This is a genomic window from Blastococcus sp. SYSU DS0617 (assembly GCF_054051075.1).
In genome coordinates, this window is record NZ_JBJHAO010000006.1 from 165,983 (window position 1) to 182,462 (window position 16,480).

Genomic DNA, 16,480 nt, shown 5'->3' on the forward strand with positions numbered 1-16,480 from the left:
AGGAGGAAGGACCCATGGACGCCGTCTTCGACAACCTCGACCTGTTCATCGACGGGTTCCTGACGTCGCTGCGCATCATCGTGGTGGCGATGATCGGGTCCCTGCTCCTGGGCGTCGTGATCGCCGCCTGCCGGGTCTCCCCCGTCCCACCCCTGCGCGCCTTCGGCTCGTTCTGGGTGACGACCTTCCGCAACACCCCGCTGTCGGTGGTGCTCTTCGCCTGCGCCTTCGGCCTGCCGGAGATCGGCATCAACCGGTCGTTCTTCTTCTTCGGCGTCCTCGGGCTGGTGCTCTACACCTCGGCCTTCGTCTGCGAGGCGATCCGCTCGGGGATCAACTCGGTGCCCGCGGGCCAGGCCGAGGCGGCACGGTCCATCGGCCTGAAGTTCTCCGAGACGCTGCGCTTCGTCATCCTCCCCCAGGCGCTGCGCACCGTGGTGCCGCCCCTGGGCAGCGTCATCATCGCCATGTTCAAGAACTCCGCCGTCGTCGGCGCCTTCGGCGTGGGCGGCGACCTCTGGAGCGTCGGTCAGCGACTGACCAGCGCACTCGGGTACGAGACCCTGCCGGTGTTCGTCGGCGGGGTCGCCGTCGGGTTCCTGATCATCACCCTGCCGGCCGGTGCGGTCCTGCAGGTCGTCGAACGACGGGTGGCGATCGTCCGATGAGCCAGGAGACGAGCGTCCTCTACGACGCGCAGGGACCGAAGGCACGTCGCCGGACCGCGATCGGCACCGTCGTGGCCGTGCTGGTCCTCCTGGGCCTCGCGTTCGTGGTCGTGCGGCGCCTGGCCGACCGGGGCCAGTTCTCCATGGAGTCGTGGGGGCCGTGGATCGATCCGTCGGACGAGTCCTTCGACCTCGTCTGGGGTCTCGTCGCCGAGGGCATCGTCAACACCATCAAGGCCGCCGTCGTGGCGATGGTGCTGTCGGTCGTGCTCGGCACGCTGATCGCCGTCGCCCGGCTCTCGTGGGGGCGGGCGGGCCGGCTCCCGCTGATCGCCGTCGTGGAGATCTTCCGCGGACTGCCCGTCGTCGTGCTCATCTACATCGGCGTGCGCGTGCTGGACGACGTCGGCCTCGACCTCAGCGGTCTCCCCGGCGGGCAGGTGTTCTGGGGCCTGGTCATCGGCCTGACCGCCTACAACATGGTGATCTTCGCCGAGATCGTGCGGGCCGGCGTCGCCTCCCTGCCCAAGGGTCAGCGCGAGGCCGCGCTGGCCACCGGTCTCACGCGCGGTCAGACCATGCGCATCGTGCTGCTGCCGCAGGCCTTCCGGGCCATGCTCCCGGCGATCATCAGCCAGCTCGTCGTCGTCCTCAAGGACACCTCGCTGGTCGCTTTCGTGGCGAACTACGACGAGCTGCTCAGCAATGGCAGGAGCATCCAGCGCAACCTCGACAACCCGATCCAGACCTTCTTCGTCATCGCGCTGCTGTTCATCGCCATCAACTACTCGCTGGGACGGCTGGCGCAGTACATCGAGCGGCGCCAGGGCCGTGCGGCGAGTTCCCCGGGTGCCGAGCGCACGGGCGCCGGCGTGGTGCCGGTCGGCGGCGGCGCCTGATCCTCCTGGTCTCGTCCGGGCGGCGGGGATGCCGGAGCACCCCGACATTCGGCCGCCGACAGGTCAAGAACTGCTGTGGATCCTCCGATGGAGTAGGCAGCAAGACGCCGCTGACGAGATGAGTGGGACGTGACCGCAACTCTGGCGCCGACCGGCGTGGGCGCCCGGACGTCGTCCGGCCCCGCGGCGGTCGGCGGCCGCCCGACCGCCGGATCGGCCCTCCTCCGCTCGTTCTCCCGCCCGGTGTGGTGGGTGGAGGTGCTCCTCCTCGCCGTCCTGTACGGCGTCTACTCACTGGTGCGCAACAGCGTCGGGGACGTCGTCGGCCGCGCCTACGCGAACGGCAGGGAGATCCTCGCCCTGGAGGACGCCTGGGCCCTGGCGCTCGAGCGCGGACTCAACGACTGGGTGCACCGCACCGACGTCGTCGCGGGCGCGGTCGCCCTGCACTACGCGACGCTGCACTTCCTCGTCACCCCGGCGGTGCTCACCTGGCTCTTCCTGCGGCGCCCCACCCGGTACCGCGCGGCCAGCGGCGTCCTCATGATCACCACCGCGCTGGCGCTGATCGGCTTCTACTGGCTGCCGACCGCTCCCCCGCGGCTCCTGGGCGACGAGGGCTTCGTCGACGTCATGAGCCAGACCTCCAGCTGGGGCTGGTGGCCGGCGTCCGGCACGCCGGGCTCGGACGCGATCTCCAACCAGTTCGCCGCGATGCCCTCGCTGCACTGCGCCTGGGCGGCCTGGTGCGGAGTGGTGCTGGTCCTGCTCGTCCGCCGCACCTGGGTCCGCGTCGTGGCGGTGGCCTACCCGGTGAGCACGTTCTTCGTCGTGATGGGCTCGGGCAACCACTACCTGCTCGACGTCGCCGCGGGAGTGGTCGTGCTGTGCCTGGGCGCCGTCGTCGTGCAGCTGGCCTGTACCGCGGCGGGACGTGCGCCGGAGCCGGCGCCGGTGCCTGCCGACCCCGCTCATCCGGCGCACGTCTGAGGGTCGAGCCCACCCGAGCGACCCGTTCGTCCCAGTCGCCCCACCGTCGGCGCGCCCCCCGGCGCACCCCCTCCGGCGTGGCGACACTGTCCGTCACCATGGAGACCATCCACGCCGGTCGGCGCCGCAGCCTGCCCCCCGTTCCGCGCGCCGCCATCGACAGCGCGCTGCCGCTGGAGACCGTCGCCAGCGCCGGCGCTCTCGCGCTCGCCGTCGCCGACCCGGACGTCCCCATGGACGACGCCCAGCGCTTCGTGAGCCGGCTGCGGAGCGCCGCCACCGGCTTCGCCGCCGCCGCGGGGGCCGAGTCCGCCGTCGTCCGCGAGGCCGTACCGCCGGCCCGCCACCGTCGTGCCCGCTGCCGCGTGGTGCTGCGCCACGCGGACGGGCAGGTGACCGACGTGACCTTCGTCGGCGCGGTCGGCACCCCCTCGGCCGGCGCGCAGTCGGCCTTCGGCCGGGACATCGCCCGCTGGCTGGCCGACGGCCAGGTGCGCGAGGGCGCCTGGCTGGTACCCGACCCCGATGCCCACGACGGCGTGGCGGTGGACCTGACCGCCTGGCTCTCCGCGGGCTGAGGAGCCCGCCACGCGGGGACCCCCCAGGTGTCCGAACCCGCGCGCGTAGGCGACCATAGGGAGCCGCTCGCAGGAGCGGAGCCTCGACCGCGCCACGTCACTGAACCCCGGGGGCCGACCATGTCCGGCAGCTGCATCTCCGACCGCCGGGCGTGCGCCCGCGTCTCCGTGGGAGCCGCCGCATGACCGCCATCGCACCGCGGCCCATCGTGAGCCGGCCGAGCCCGGCGGAGACCCCCACCCGCGGGTCGCGGTTGTCGAACCTGCTGCGGACCACGGACCACAAGACCATCGGCCTGATGTACCTGACGACGTCGTTCGTCTTCTTCGTCCTGGGTGGCCTGATGGCCATGCTGATCCGGGCGGAGCTGGGCCGGCCGGGGCTGCAGTTCCTGTCCCCGGAGCAGTACAACCAGCTGTTCACGATGCACGGCACGCTGATGCTGCTGATGTTCGCGACGCCGTTGTTCTTCGCGTTCGCGAACCTGATCATGCCGTTGCAGATCGGTGCGCCGGATGTGGCGTTCCCGCGGCTGAACGCCTTCTCGTACTGGCTGTTCCTGTTCGGCAGCCTGATCGTCATCTCCAGCTTCGCGACCCCCGGTGGGGCGCCGGACTTCGGCTGGACGGCCTACACGCCGCTGTCCAACGTGGTGCACACCCCCGGGGTGGGCGGGAACCTGTGGATCGGTGGGCTGGCCGTCTCCGGTCTGGGCACGATCCTGGGCGGGGTCAACTTCATCGCCACGATCGTGTGCCTGCGGGCGCCGGGGATGACGATGTTCCGGATGCCGATCTTCACCTGGAACACCCTGGTGACCTCGATCCTGATCCTGCTGGCCTTCCCGATCCTGACCGCGGCACTGTTCGCGCTGCTGTCCGACCGGAACCTGGGCTCGCAGATCTACTCGGCCGAGAACGGCGGGCCGATGCTGTGGATGCACCTGTTCTGGTTCTTCGGCCACCCCGAGGTGTACATCATCGCGCTGCCGTTCTTCGGCATCGTCACCGAGATCATCCCGGTGTTCGCCCGCAAGCCGCTGTTCGGCTACAAGGGCATGGTCGGGGCCACGCTGGCCATCGGCTTCCTGTCCCTGGCGGTGTGGGCGCACCACATGTACGCCACCGGCGCGGTACTGCTGCCCTTCTTCGCGTTCCTCACCTACCTGATCGCCGTTCCCACCGGGCTGAAGTTCTTCAACTGGATCGGCACCATGTGGCGGGGTCAGCTGACCTTCGAGACGCCGATGCTGTTCTCCATCGGCTTCATGGTCACCTTCCTGCTCGGTGGGCTGACCGGTGTGCTGCTGGCCTCCCCGCCACTGGACTGGCACGTCCACGACTCCTACTTCGTGGTCGCCCACTTCCACTACGTGGTGTTCGGCACCGTGGTGTTCGCCGCCTACGCCGGCATCTACTTCTGGTTCCCCAAGATGTGCGGCCGGATGCTGGACGAGCGGCTGGGCAAGCTGCAGTTCTGGCTGACCTTCATCGGCTTCCACGGCACGTTCCTGGTGCAGCACTGGCTGGGCAACGAGGGCATGCCGCGCCGCTACGTGGACTACCTGCCCACCGACGCCTTCACCACGCTGAACATGATCTCCACCATCTTCAGCTTCGTGCTGGGCGCCTCGGTGATCCCGTTCATCTACAACGTGGTGCGCTCCTGGAAGTACGGCAAGCTCGCCCTGCGCGACGACCCGTGGGGCCACGGCAACTCCCTGGAATGGGCCACCTCCTCCCCACCGCCGCGGCACAACTTCGTGGAGATCCCCCGCATCCGCTCCGAGCGCCCCGCCTTCGAGGCGCACTACCCGCACCTCACCGAGCGGCTCCAGGCCGAGGCCCACGCCGGCAAGCGCCACGAGCCCTACGCCGGGGTCAGCGAGATCGGCGCCACCGCCGGTCCCCGCCAGGGTCCGAAGGACCCGGACCCCACCTGATCGCGCACGCCGCCTGAACCAGTGAGGCCCAGAACCGTCGCGGTTCTGGGCCTCGCTGGTTCGTGTGTGGGGCCTCGCTGGTGCGACGGGACGGTCAGGGAAGCAGGGCGTCCTCGTCGAGGTCGTCGAACTCCGCCACCGCGACGTCAGCCGCACCCGCGCCGTCCAGCGCCTCGCGCACGACCCCGGCGGCCAGGCCACCGCTGTAGCCCTTGCGCGCGAGCATGCCCATGAGGCGCCGGGTCGCCGTCGCACGGTCCAGCCGTTGCATGCCGGGCAGCCTGCGCTCCACCAGCCGGCGCGCGGTCTCTCGTTCGTCGTCGTCGTCGACCGCCATCACGGCGGTGGCCGCCACGTCGTCGTCGACGCCCTTGGCGCGCAGTTCCGCCTTCAGCGCCCGGCGGGCCAGGCCGCGACCGGACTGACGCGAGTTGACCCAGGCCTGGGCGAAGGCCTCGTCGTCGATCAGCCCCACCTCGGCGAGACGGTCGAGGACCGCCTCGGCCGCGTCCTCGGGGACGTCGCGCTGGGCCAGGAGATCGGCCAGCTGCTGCCGGGTCTTCGGTGCGCCCGTCAGCGCCCGCAGGCAGAGGTTCCGTGCCACGGACTCGGGGTCGGTCATCTCCTCCGCCGGTCCGTGGGCGCCGTCAGCCGGGGTGGGTCGCCGCCGCGTGCCCCAGGAGTTCCCGGAGCCGCGGCGGCGCCCACCCGAACGGTCGGTCACCGGGTCAGAAGTCGACCGGGTCGGCCACCGGCGCGTCCAGCTGGGGCCCGATGCCGAGCTTCTCCTTGATCTTCTTCTCGAGCTCGTCGGCGAGGTCGGGGTTGTCCTTCAGGAAGTTGCGCGAGTTCTCCTTGCCCTGGCCGAGCTGGTCGCCGTCGTAGGTGTACCAAGCACCGGACTTCTTCACGAAGCCTTGCTCGACACCCACGTCGATGAGCCCGCCCTCGCGGCTGAAGCCCTGTCCCCAGAGGATGTCCAGCTCCGCCTGCTTGAACGGCGCGGCCACCTTGTTCTTGACGACCTTGACGCGGGTGCGGCTGCCGACGGCGTCGGTGCCCTGCTTCAGGGTCTCGATCCGGCGGACGTCGAGGCGGACCGACGAGTAGAACTTCAGCGCGCGACCACCGGTGGTCACCTCGGGCGAGCCGTAGACCACGCCCACCTTCTCGCGCAGCTGGTTGATGAAGATCGCCGTCGTGCCGGAGTTGCTCAGCGCACCGGTGATCTTGCGCAGCGCCTGGCTCATCAGCCGGGCCTGCAGACCCACGTGGCTGTCGCCCATCTCGCCCTCGATCTCGGCGCGGGGCACCAGGGCGGCGACCGAGTCGATGACGATGATGTCGAGCGCGCCCGAGCGGATCAGCATGTCGGCGATCTCGAGGGCCTGCTCACCGGTGTCGGGCTGGCTCACCAGCAGGGCGTCGGTGTCCACGCCGATGGCGCGCGCGTACTCCGGGTCGAGCGCGTGCTCGGCGTCGACGAAGGCGGCGATGCCGCCGGCCGCCTGGGCGTTGGCCACGGCGTGCAGCGCGACCGTCGTCTTGCCGGAGGACTCCGGGCCGTACACCTCGACGACACGGCCACGCGGGAGACCGCCGATGCCGAGCGCGATGTCGAGGGCGATGGACCCGGTCGGGATGACCTTCATGGCCACCTCGGGGCTGTCGCCCAGGCGCATGACCGAGCCCTTGCCGAACTGCTTGTCGATCTGGGCGAGGGCCATGTCGAGGGCCTTGTCGCGGTCGAGTGTCGCCATGGTGGTCACCTTCGGTTCGCGGGAAGCGGGTCGGGACCGACGCTAGGACGAGCCACCGACAGTTCTCGGATCGCGACCGGGGTTGTGGAGATCCCGGTCGCCTGTGGACGCCACTGTAGGCCGAACAGGTGTTCGACTGCCAGGCCGACACGCCCGTGTCGTGCGACCGGCGGACCACCGGTCACACCGGCACCGGCGGGCCCGTGCCGGAGCCGGTTCAGCGCTCCTTCGGAGGCACCTCGTAGGCCTCGCAGATGGCCAGCCACACCTTCCGCACGGGGACGCCGGCGTCGATCGCCTCCACCGCGCTGCGCCCGCCGAGGTCGGAGAAGAGGTGGTCACGGGAGACGCTCTGGGCACGCATCGCCCCGAACTGCTCGTCCAGACGGGACCAGAACTCCTGCAGGCGCACGCCCCGACGCTAACGCGTGGCCGCCACCGGGCGCTCTCCCCGCCTAGGGTCCGGGCATGCTTCCTGGCACCGGGTCGGAGACCCTCGACGTCCTGCTGCAGATCGGCATCCTCGGCGCACTGCTGGCGGCGCTCGTCCTGCTGATCAGGAACTACCGGGACCGCTGAGGGCGCAGCGCGACCGAGGCCCACACCACGGCCAGCGGGAGGACGAGCGCCGCCGACACCCCCGAGACCAGCCCGAAGCCGCCCCAGGCCAGGAGCGGGCCCCCGACGGCGCCGGACAGCGCCGCGCCCAGGCCCATCAGCAGGTCGGTCCCGCCCTGCGCGGTCGGTCGCAGGTCGGCGTCCACGGCGCCGGTGACGAGCGTGGACCCGGCGATGAGCCCGCAGGACCAGCCCAGCCCCAGGAGCAGGAGCCCGACCCCGAGCCGGATCGAGTCCGACGGTCCGGCGGTGCCCGCCACGGCGGTGGCGAGGAGCAGGAGGACGCCCCCCAGCGCCACGACCGACGGGGCGCCCACCCGGTCGGCGAGCGCGCCGACGAGCGGGGAGAAGAGGTACATGCCGGCCACGTGCACGCTGATCACGAGTCCGACGACGCGCAGGACGGCGTCCTCGGTGCCGCCTGCGTGCCCCATGTGCACCGGCGTCATCACCATGACGCCGACCATCACCGAGTGGGCGACGACCACGGACACCAGGCCGAGCCGGCCGGCAGGTGTGGCCCACACCGCCCGGAGCGCCGGACGGGTGGCCGTGCGCACCGGCAGCGCGCCCGTGCCCCCGCCCAGACGCCGTGCGAGCAGCAGCGGATCGGGCCGGAGCAGCGCCAGCAGGCCGACGGCGACGACGGCGAAGACCACGGCCGAGACGACGAAGGCCCCGGCCAGGGCCGGCAGCCCCAGCGCGATGCCGAGGTCGGCGCCCGGCGCGGCCAGGTTGGGGCCCAGGACCGAGCCGATCGTCGTCGCCCAGACCACGAGCGACAGTGCCCGGCCGCGGTGCTCCGGCGCGGCCAGGTCGGCCGCCGCGTACCGGGCCTGCAGACCGCACGCCGTGGACGCGCCGAAGAGGAAGAGCCCGGCCAGCAGGAGGAGCAGCGAGGAGGCGGTGGCGGCCGCGACCGTGAGCACCGCGCCGAGGACGCTCACGGTGTAGCCGACGGCGAGCCCGCTGCGCCGGCCGGCGGAGCTGCTGATGCGGGCCAGGGGGACGGCGAGGACGGCCGCACCGAGGACGCCGGCGGTCTGCCCGAGACCGGCCGCGCTGTCGGTGCCGGCCACGTCGCGCGCCAGCAGGCCCCCGGCCGTGATGCCGACGGTGACGCCGAGCCCGGCGAGGGCCACGCTCCCGCCCAGCACCTGCACGGTGCGCCGCTGCACCGCCGCGACCTCGGCGACGTCGGGCGACCCGAGGGGCTCGACTGCCGGTCGCATGCCGGCAGTGTGCCGCAGGCGCTCCCCCCGGTCGCAGCCCTTTCCCGGGCGGGTCCCGGTCAGGGGGGCGGTCACGACCGGCGAACTGTCGTACCCCACGGGGACACTGGCTCCGTGGCCCGCCGTCCGTCCCCCGCATCGACGCTCGACCGGTTCTCGGAGCCGACCCGTGCGTGGTTCACCGGTGCGTTCCAGCAGCCCACGGCGGCCCAGGACGGCGCGTGGGACGCGATCAGCAGCGGCGAGCACGCCCTGGTGGTCGCCCCCACCGGCTCCGGCAAGACGCTGGCCGCCTTCCTCTGGTCGCTGGACCGGCTCAGCACCACGCAGCCGGCCGACGAGCTGTCGCGCTGCCGGGTGCTCTACGTCTCCCCGCTCAAGGCGCTCGCGGTGGACGTCGAGCGCAACCTGCGGGCCCCCCTGACCGGGATCGGCCAGGCCGCGGCACGGCTCGGCCTGCCCCGCCCGGAGATCCGGGTCGGCATCCGCTCCGGCGACACCCCGGCCGACGAGCGGCGCGCCTTCGCCAAGCGACCCACCGACATCCTCATCACCACCCCGGAATCGCTGTTCCTGCTGATGACCAGCGCCGCCCGGGAGGCGCTCCGCGGCGTGGAGACGGTCATCCTCGACGAAGTGCACGCCGTCGCGCACACCAAGCGTGGCGCGCACCTCGCCGTCACCCTGGACCGGCTCGACGAGCTGCTGGAACGCCCCGCACAGCGGATCGGCCTGTCGGCCACCGTCCGGCCGATCGAGGAGGTGTCGACCTTCCTCACCGGGGGCCGGCCGGTGCGCGTGGTGGCGCCCACCTCGACCAAGCAGTGGGACCTCTCCGTGGTCGTGCCGGTCGAGGACATGAGCGAGCTGGGCCAGCCCACCGGGGAGCTCGAGGGCTCGGCGGCGGGCAACCAGCCGCGCAGCTCCATCTGGCCGGCGGTCGAGGAGCGGGTGCTGGACCTGGTCGAGGCCCACCGCAGCACCATCGTCTTCGCCAACTCCCGGCGGCTGGCCGAACGCCTCACCAGCCGGCTCAACGAGCTGGCCTACGAGCGCGCCACGGGGGAGCCGGTCCCGCCGGGCACCAACGCCGCCGCGCTGATGGCCCAGGCCGGTTCCGGAGGGGGCACGCCGGAGGACTTCCAGCCGGTCGCCGCCGCCCACCACGGGTCGGTGTCCCGCGAGCAGCGCGCGATCGTGGAGGAGGCGCTGAAGTCCGGGCGGCTGCCCGCCGTCGTCGCCACCTCCAGCCTGGAGCTCGGTATCGACATGGGTGCGGTCGACCTGGTCGTCCAGGTGGAGTCCCCGCCCACCGTCGCCGCCGGTCTGCAGCGCGTCGGTCGGGCCGGTCACCAGGTCGGCGCGGTCAGCCGGGGGGTGCTGTTCCCCAAGTACCGGGGCGACCTGGTGCAGTCCGCGCTGGTCGCCGAGCGCATGAAGGCCGGCGCGATCGAGTCCGTCCGCTACCTGCGCAATCCCCTCGACGTCCTCGCCCAGCAGATCGTCGCCATCGTCTCGGAGCGGCCGCGCACCGTCGACGAGGTCGCCGCGCTGATCCGCCGGTCCGCCGCCTTCAGCTCGCTGCCGGACTCCGCGCTGCACGCCGTCCTCGACATGCTCGCCGGCCGGTACCCCTCCGACGCCTTCGCCGAGCTGCGTCCCCGCCTCACGTGGGACCGCGTCACCGACACCCTCACCGCCCGGGCCGGGGCGCAGCGACTGGCCGTGACCAGCGGCGGCACGATCCCCGACCGCGGCCTGTTCGGCGTCTTCCTCGTGGGCTCCGAGGGCACCGGCGGCCGGCGGGTCGGCGAGCTGGACGAGGAGATGGTCTACGAGTCCCGCGTGGGCGACGTCTTCCTCCTGGGATCGTCGTCCTGGCGGATCGAGGACATCACCCACGACCGCGTGCTCGTCACGCCCGCGCCCGGTCAGCCGGGCAAGATGCCGTTCTGGCACGGCGACGCACCGGGCCGGCCGCTGGAGCTCGGCCGCGCGCTCGGCGCCTTCCTGCGGGAGGTCGGGACGGCGACGCCCGAGGCAGGTCTCGAGCGGGCCCGCGCGGCCGGCCTGGACGAGTGGGGTGCGGCCAACCTGCTCGCGTACCTGACCGAGCAGAAGGCGGCGACCGGCCACCTCCCCGACGACCGCACCCTCCTGGTCGAGCGCTTCCGCGACGAGCTGGGCGACTGGCGGCTGGTCGTCCACTCCCCCTTCGGCGCTCAGGTCAACGCGCCCTGGGCGCTCGTGCTCGCCGCCCGGCTGCGGGAGCGGTACGGGGTCGACGTCGCCTCCATGCACTCCGACGACGGCATCGTGCTGCGCCTGCCCGACACCACCGGCGAGCCTCCCGAGGCCGACCTCGCCGTCCTCGACCCCGACGACGTGGAGCGGGAGGTGACCGCGGAGGTCGGCACGTCGGCGCTGTTCGCCAGCCGGTTCCGCGAGTGCGCCGCCCGGGCCCTGCTCCTCCCCCGCCGCGACCCACGCCGGCGCACGCCGCTGTGGCAGCAGCGCCAGCGCGCGGCGCAGCTGCTCTCCGTGGCCAGCGAGTTCGCGTCCTTCCCGATCACGCTGGAGGCCGCCCGCGAGGTCCTGCAGGACGTCTACGACGTGCCCGGCCTCGTCGAGCTCATGACCGACGTGCGCTCCCGCCGGGTCCGGGTGGCCGACGTGCAGACCGAGACGGCCTCACCCTTCGCGCAGTCGCTGCTGTTCGGGTACGTCGGCCAGTTCCTCTACGAGGGGGACGCCCCGCTCGCCGAGCGCCGCGCGCAGGCCCTCGCGCTGGACACCGGCCTGCTCGCCGAGCTGCTCGGCCGCACCGAGCTGCGCGAGCTGCTCGACGGCGAGGCGATGGCCGAGATCGAGGCCGAGCTGCAGCGCCTCCCCGCACAGCGGCACCCCCGGGACGTCGACGGCGCCTCGGACCTGCTGCGGGGCCTGGGCGACCTCACCGTCGCGGAGGCGGCCGCCCGCGGGGTGCCGGAGGAGTGGCTGACCGAGCTGGTGGACTCTCGGCGGGTCCTCCGCGTGCGCATCGCCGGGGAGGAGCGGCACGTCGCCATCGAGGACGCCGGCCGTTTCCGCGACGCCCTCGGCACCGCCCTGCCGGTCGGTGTGCCGGAGGTCTTCACCGAGCCGGTGAGCGACCCGCTCGGGGACCTCGTGGGCCGGTACGCGCGCACCCACGGCCCCTTCCAGCCCTCCGAGGTGGCCGCCCGTCTCGGCCTGGGCGTGGCCGTGGTCCTCGCGACGCTGCAGCGGCTCACGAGCACCGGCCGGCTGGTCTCCGGGGAGTTCCGGCCCGGCGGCACCGGCCAGGAGTGGTGCGACGCCGAGGTGCTGCGGTCCATCCGCCGCCGGAGCCTGGCCAAGCTGCGCCAGGAGGTCGAGCCCGTGCCGATCGGCACGCTGGCCCGCTTCACCCCCTCCTGGCAGGGCATCGGCGGCCGGCTGCGCGGCACCGACGGGGTGCTCGCCGTGGTCGAGCAGCTGGCCGGCGCGCTCGTCCCGGCCAGCGCGCTGGAGTCCCTGGTGCTCCCGGCCCGGGTGCGCGACTACTCCCCCGCGATGCTCGACGAGCTCACCAGCGCCGGTGAGGTGCTGTGGACCGGCGCGGGCGGGCTGCCGGGCGGAGACGGCTGGATCAGCCTGGTGCCGGCCGACCTGGCTCCCCTGCTGCTGCCCGAGCCGCTGGAGCTGCCGGAGGCCGGCGGTCCGCTGCTCGACCTGCTCGCCGGCGGCCAGGCGCTGTTCTTCCGCGGCCTGTCCGACCTGCTCGGGTCCACCGACGACACCGCGCTCGCCGACCTGGTGTGGGACCTCGTCTGGGCCGGTGCGCTGACCAACGACACCCTGGCTCCGCTGCGGACCCGGCTGGGCGGCGGCGGCACGCACCGGCGACCGGCCGCCCCGCCGCGGGCGCGCCTGGACCGCTCCCGGTCGGGGCGGACCCGCCTGGGCCGGCCGGCGATGCCGACCCGCACCGGGCCGCCCTCGGTGGCCGGCCGCTGGTCGCGGCTCCCCGACCGGGAGGCGAACGCCACCCGGCGGACGACCGCGCGGGCGGAGGCGCTCATCGAGCGGCACGGCGTGCTGACCCGTGGCGCGGTGATGGCCGAGCAGGTGGCCGGTGGCTTCCCGGCGGTCTACCCGGTGCTGCGGGCGTTCGAGGAGAACGGTCGGGCCCGGCGGGGCTACTTCGTCGAGGCCCTGGGCGCCGCGCAGTTCGGCACCCCCGGGTCGGTGGACCGGCTGCGCAGCTTCGCCGCCCCCGACCGGCTGCCCGGCGGCGCCGTCGTCCTGGCGGCGACCGACCCGGCCAGCGTGTACGGCGCCGCCCTGCCGTGGCCCGAGCGGCTCACGGCGGCCGGCGGCGAGGCGGTCGACGTCGGCGAGGGCACGGGATCGGCCCGCAGGGCCACCGGGCACCGGGCCGGGCGCAAGGCCGGCGCGCTCGTCGTGCTGGTCGACGGCGAACTCGTCCTCTACGTCGAGCGGGGCGGCAAGACACTCCTGTCCTGGACCGAGGACGAGCAGACGCTCAAGGAGGCGGCGACGGCGCTCTCGAGCGCGGTGGCCGCCGGGGCGCTGGGGCGCATGGTGGTCCAGAAGGCTGACGGCGCCTCGGTGCACGAGTCCACTCCGCTGTCCGCCGCACTCCAGGCGGCCGGGTTCAGCGCCACGCCGCGCGGACTCCGGCTGCGCGGCTGACCGAGGCGCACGGCTCAGGGGCCGGCGTCCCACAACAGCCGGTAGTACGCCATCCGCTCGACGTCCGCGTCGACCCCGTAGGCGTCCAGCAGCGGCCGCTCCCATCCCGGGCCGTAGTTCCAGCCGGTGCTCCACGTGGCCACCGCCAGGTCCGCCCACCGGTCGGCCAGACCCAGCGCGCCCAGATCGACGTGCCCGGACCAGGCACCGTCATCGGTGAGGAGCGTGTTCGGTGCACAGGCGTCGCCGTGGCACACGACCGGCCGATCGACGTCAGGGACGTCGGCCAGCCGGGCCAGCACCTCGGCCACGGTCAGGCCGGCGTGCTCGGGGGACCACCGCTCCGGGCGCAGGACGGCGGTGCGCCGCTGCGCGTCGGCCACGCGGGTGGGCGCGGACCAGTCGAACGGGCAGTCCCGCGCCGGCAGGGCGTCGTGCAGCGCCCGCAGCCCCGCACCGATCGCCTGCACCGCCGGCCCCGGGTCGGCCCGCCACCGCCGGTCGACGGCGTTGCGGCCGGGAAGCCCCGCCGTCACCAGCCACTCGCCCCGGTCGTCCCGGTCGTGGGCCAGGACGGCCGGGACCGGCGTGTACGCGGCGGCCCAGCGCAGCCGCTCGGCCTCGGGCGCGATGGGCAGCCCGCTGGCGGCCGGCGCCCACTTCACGAATCGCCGCTCCGGCCCCTCGCCCAGCTGCCAGGTCAGGCCCCCGAGCTGGTTCCGCCAGACGGGGTGCACGGCCACGCCACCGGCCAGGGCCGCGACGGAGGCCGGCACCGCGACCGGCTCGGTCGGCGGCCCGGCGATCACCTCCGCGATGCTGCCACCGGCGGTCCGGAAGCGGCGGGCCCCGGCCCCGCCGGGCTGACGGGGAGAGCCGTCATCCCCGCCGTCACAAGGTGACGGTCTCGTGGAGAGGCACCCGATCGGGTGAACCACACCCGTCCGGCGGGCACCGGAGAGGTGTCAGCGCACCGAAGGGGGAACCACCTCATGCGCACTCTCATCGCCTTCCTGCTGCTCCTCGGAGCCGCGCTGCTCGTGGCCGGCGCCGTCGTACCCGAGCTCTTCGTGCTCTCGCTGCTGGGCCTGCTGGTGCTCACCGGCACCGCGAGCGTGGCCCTGGCCGCCATGGGGCCACGGGGGCCGCGGCTCCACTCCTGACCCTGGCCGGCACCACCTCTCCTCGCCGGCCGCACACCGGCGCGGGCGGCGGGGGACACTGGCCGGGTGCCCGAGGGAGACACCGTCTGGCTGGCCGCCCAGCGCATGAACACCGCGCTGGCCGGCGCCACCCTGCGCCGGGGCGAGTTCCGGCTACCGCAGCTGACCGCGCTGGACCTCACCGGCGCCACCGTGCGCGAGGTCGTCCCGCGCGGCAAGCACATGCTCATCCGGCTGGCCGACGATCGCACGCTCCGCACGCATTACCGGATGGACGGCAGCTGGCACATCTACCGGCCCGGCTCCCGGTGGCGCGGCGGCCCGGGCTACGACGTCCGCGTCGTGCTGGCCACGGACGAGTGGGAGTGCGTCGGCTACCGGTTGCACGACGTCGAGATCGTCCCCACGGCCGACGAGGGACGGCTGGTCGGTCATCTCGGACCCGACGTCCTCGGGCCCGACTGGGACCTGGCCGAGGCACTGCGCCGGCTCCGGTCGCATCCCGGCGAGCAGATCGGGGTCGCCATCCTCGACCAGCGCAACCTGTGCGGGCCCGGGAACCTCTACAAGGTCGAGTCGCTCTTCCTCTGCGGGGTGCACCCCTGGGCGCGGGTGGCCGACGTCGACGCCCGGCTCGAGCCCCTCGTGACCCGGGCGCGGACCCTGATGCTCGCCAACCGTGACCACCCCGAGCAGAGCACGACCGGCGATGTCCGCCGCGGCCAGGACCACTGGGTCTACGGGCGGAAGAACAAGCCGTGCCGGCGCTGCCGGACGCCGATCCTGATGGGCGATCAGGGGCCGCACACGCAGGAGCGGGTCACCTACTGGTGCCCCCGGTGCCAGGCGGCGCACTCCCCCATCGACCCGCTCGCCCGCACCGGCGAGCCCGGCCGCCCGCGGCCACTGGCGACGCCCGGCTGATCGGCCAGGCAGACGCGGACGCGGGCGGCCTCCGGGCTACCGGAGACCGCCCGCGACGGACGTGCGCGCGCCCGACGACGGGCGCTGGATCAGGCCGGGTCGGGCCGCTCGACCGGCTGGGCCTGGCGCTGCTCGGTGGTCTGCTGCTCAGCGACCGGGGCACCCTGCTCGATGGCCGGCGCGGGCGCGCCGGCCTCGACCGCCTGCGCGCCACCACCCATCGACGCGCGGATCGCGTCGAGCCGGGAGGCACCCGCGACGTCGAGGGTCGCCCGCTCGACCTCGAGCATCCGGCCCTCGACGGAGTTCTGCGCCAGCTCCGCCTGCCCCAGGGCGTTGGCGTACCGGGCCTCGATCTTGTCGCGGACCTCCGAGAGGCTCGGCGTGTTGCCCGGCGCCGAGAGCTCGTTGACCTGCTTGAGCGAGCTCGCCACGTGCTCCTGCATCTTGGCCTGCTCGAGCTGGCTCATGAGCTTGGTGCGCTCGGCGAGCGTCGTCTGCAGCCGCATGCGGCTCTGCTCGACCGCACCGCGGGCCTGCTCGGCGGCCTGCAGCGCCTCGTCGTGGCTGCGCTTGAGGTCCTCCATCGACTGCTCGGCCGCGACCAGCTGCGTGGCGAAGGCCTGTGCGGCGTTCTCGTACTCGGTCGCCTTCGCGGCATCCCCCGAGGCGCGCGTCTTGTCCGCCAGGGTCAGTGCCTGGCGCGCCGACGCCTGCAGCTTCTCGACCTCGCCCAGCTGGCGGCTCAGCCGCATCTCGAGCTGGCGCTGGTTGCCCAGGACGGCCGCGGCCTGGTTGGCCAGCGACTGGTGCCGCTGCTGCTCGGCCTCGATGGCCTGCGCGATCTGGATCTTGGGGTCGGCACGCTGGTCGATCTGCGCGTTGGCCGACGCCGTCAGGTACTTCCACAGCTTCACGAGCGGGTTGGGCATGGTTCCTCCTGCTCCGGCACCGAAGCCGGGGGGTGGGTGGCCGGCGCGGCGGTGTTC

At 73.5% G+C, this 16,480-nt stretch carries 15 protein-coding genes; 9 read left to right on the plus strand and 6 right to left on the minus strand.

Features of this window, described 5'->3' with window-relative positions; all coding sequences use genetic code 11:
• Positions 1-14: 14 nt before the first annotated feature.
• From ACI793_RS09450 to ctaD, 5 genes are all read left to right on the plus strand, one after another.
• On the plus strand, positions 15-668 hold the full coding sequence (locus ACI793_RS09450; protein ID WP_456606124.1) for an amino acid ABC transporter permease: 654 nt from the start codon (positions 15-17) through the stop codon (positions 666-668).
• The gene (locus ACI793_RS09455) at positions 665-1,567 is read left to right on the plus strand and encodes an amino acid ABC transporter permease (RefSeq protein ID WP_456606125.1); all 903 of its coding nucleotides are present in this window, start codon (positions 665-667) and stop codon (positions 1,565-1,567) included. Before ACI793_RS09450 ends, ACI793_RS09455 begins: the two co-directional genes overlap by 4 nt.
• Positions 1,568-1,696: 129 nt before the next feature.
• Positions 1,697-2,557, plus strand: a complete 861-nt coding sequence (locus ACI793_RS09460) for a phosphatase PAP2 family protein (protein WP_456606126.1) — start codon at positions 1,697-1,699, stop codon at positions 2,555-2,557.
• Between the two features lie 77 nt (positions 2,558-2,634).
• On the plus strand, positions 2,635-3,135 hold the full coding sequence (locus ACI793_RS09465) for a hypothetical protein (RefSeq protein ID WP_456606127.1): 501 nt from the start codon (positions 2,635-2,637) through the stop codon (positions 3,133-3,135).
• 182 nt (positions 3,136-3,317) lie between these two features.
• Positions 3,318-5,078, plus strand: a complete 1,761-nt coding sequence (gene ctaD / locus ACI793_RS09470) for an aa3-type cytochrome oxidase subunit I (RefSeq protein ID WP_456606128.1) — start codon at positions 3,318-3,320, stop codon at positions 5,076-5,078.
• A 94-nt stretch (positions 5,079-5,172) separates the two neighbouring features.
• Here ctaD and ACI793_RS09475 read toward each other — a convergent pair whose 3' ends face one another.
• From ACI793_RS09475 to ACI793_RS09485, 3 genes are all read right to left on the minus strand, one after another.
• Positions 5,173-5,700 (minus strand): regulatory protein RecX, encoded by a 528-nt coding sequence (locus tag ACI793_RS09475; RefSeq protein ID WP_456606129.1) that lies wholly within the window; start codon positions 5,698-5,700, stop codon positions 5,173-5,175.
• 106 nt (positions 5,701-5,806) lie between these two features.
• Positions 5,807-6,838 (minus strand): recombinase RecA, encoded by a 1,032-nt coding sequence (gene recA, locus ACI793_RS09480; protein ID WP_456606130.1) that lies wholly within the window; start codon positions 6,836-6,838, stop codon positions 5,807-5,809.
• Between the two features lie 217 nt (positions 6,839-7,055).
• On the minus strand, positions 7,056-7,250 hold the full coding sequence (locus ACI793_RS09485; protein ID WP_456606131.1) for a DUF3046 domain-containing protein: 195 nt from the start codon (positions 7,248-7,250) through the stop codon (positions 7,056-7,058).
• A 56-nt stretch (positions 7,251-7,306) separates the two neighbouring features.
• On the opposite strand from ACI793_RS09485, the gene ACI793_RS09490 reads away from it, so the two are divergent.
• Entirely contained in the window at positions 7,307-7,417 is a 111-nt protein-coding gene (locus ACI793_RS09490; protein WP_456606132.1) for an LPXTG cell wall anchor domain-containing protein, read from the plus strand.
• Here the strand turns inward: ACI793_RS09490 and ACI793_RS09495 are convergent.
• Positions 7,402-8,688 (minus strand): MFS transporter, encoded by a 1,287-nt coding sequence (locus ACI793_RS09495; protein WP_456606133.1) that lies wholly within the window; start codon positions 8,686-8,688, stop codon positions 7,402-7,404. The two genes, ACI793_RS09490 and ACI793_RS09495, sit on opposite strands and share 16 nt — an antisense overlap.
• A gap of 114 nt (positions 8,689-8,802) precedes the next feature.
• Here ACI793_RS09495 and ACI793_RS09500 point away from each other — a divergent pair, with 114 nt between their 5' ends.
• Positions 8,803-13,404 carry an ATP-dependent helicase gene (locus tag ACI793_RS09500; RefSeq protein WP_456606134.1) on the plus strand — a complete coding sequence of 1,534 codons (4,602 nt, stop codon included), beginning with the start codon at positions 8,803-8,805 and terminating at the stop codon, positions 13,402-13,404.
• 14 nt (positions 13,405-13,418) lie between these two features.
• Here ACI793_RS09500 and ACI793_RS09505 read toward each other — a convergent pair whose 3' ends face one another.
• Entirely contained in the window at positions 13,419-14,213 is a 795-nt protein-coding gene (locus tag ACI793_RS09505) for a phosphotransferase (RefSeq protein ID WP_456606135.1), read from the minus strand.
• A gap of 183 nt (positions 14,214-14,396) precedes the next feature.
• Between ACI793_RS09505 and ACI793_RS09510 the strand changes: the two genes are divergently transcribed.
• Together ACI793_RS09510 and ACI793_RS09515 are read left to right on the plus strand one after the other, a co-directional pair.
• Positions 14,397-14,567, plus strand: a complete 171-nt coding sequence (locus tag ACI793_RS09510) for a hypothetical protein (RefSeq protein ID WP_456606136.1) — start codon at positions 14,397-14,399, stop codon at positions 14,565-14,567.
• Between the two features lie 66 nt (positions 14,568-14,633).
• The gene (locus tag ACI793_RS09515; RefSeq protein WP_456606137.1) at positions 14,634-15,491 is read left to right on the plus strand and encodes a DNA-formamidopyrimidine glycosylase family protein; all 858 of its coding nucleotides are present in this window, start codon (positions 14,634-14,636) and stop codon (positions 15,489-15,491) included.
• An 89-nt stretch (positions 15,492-15,580) separates the two neighbouring features.
• On the opposite strand, the gene ACI793_RS09520 is transcribed toward ACI793_RS09515, so the two are convergent.
• Positions 15,581-16,423 carry a PspA/IM30 family protein gene (locus tag ACI793_RS09520; protein WP_456606138.1) on the minus strand — a complete coding sequence of 281 codons (843 nt, stop codon included), beginning with the start codon at positions 16,421-16,423 and terminating at the stop codon, positions 15,581-15,583.
• Positions 16,424-16,480: the final 57 nt, after the last annotated feature.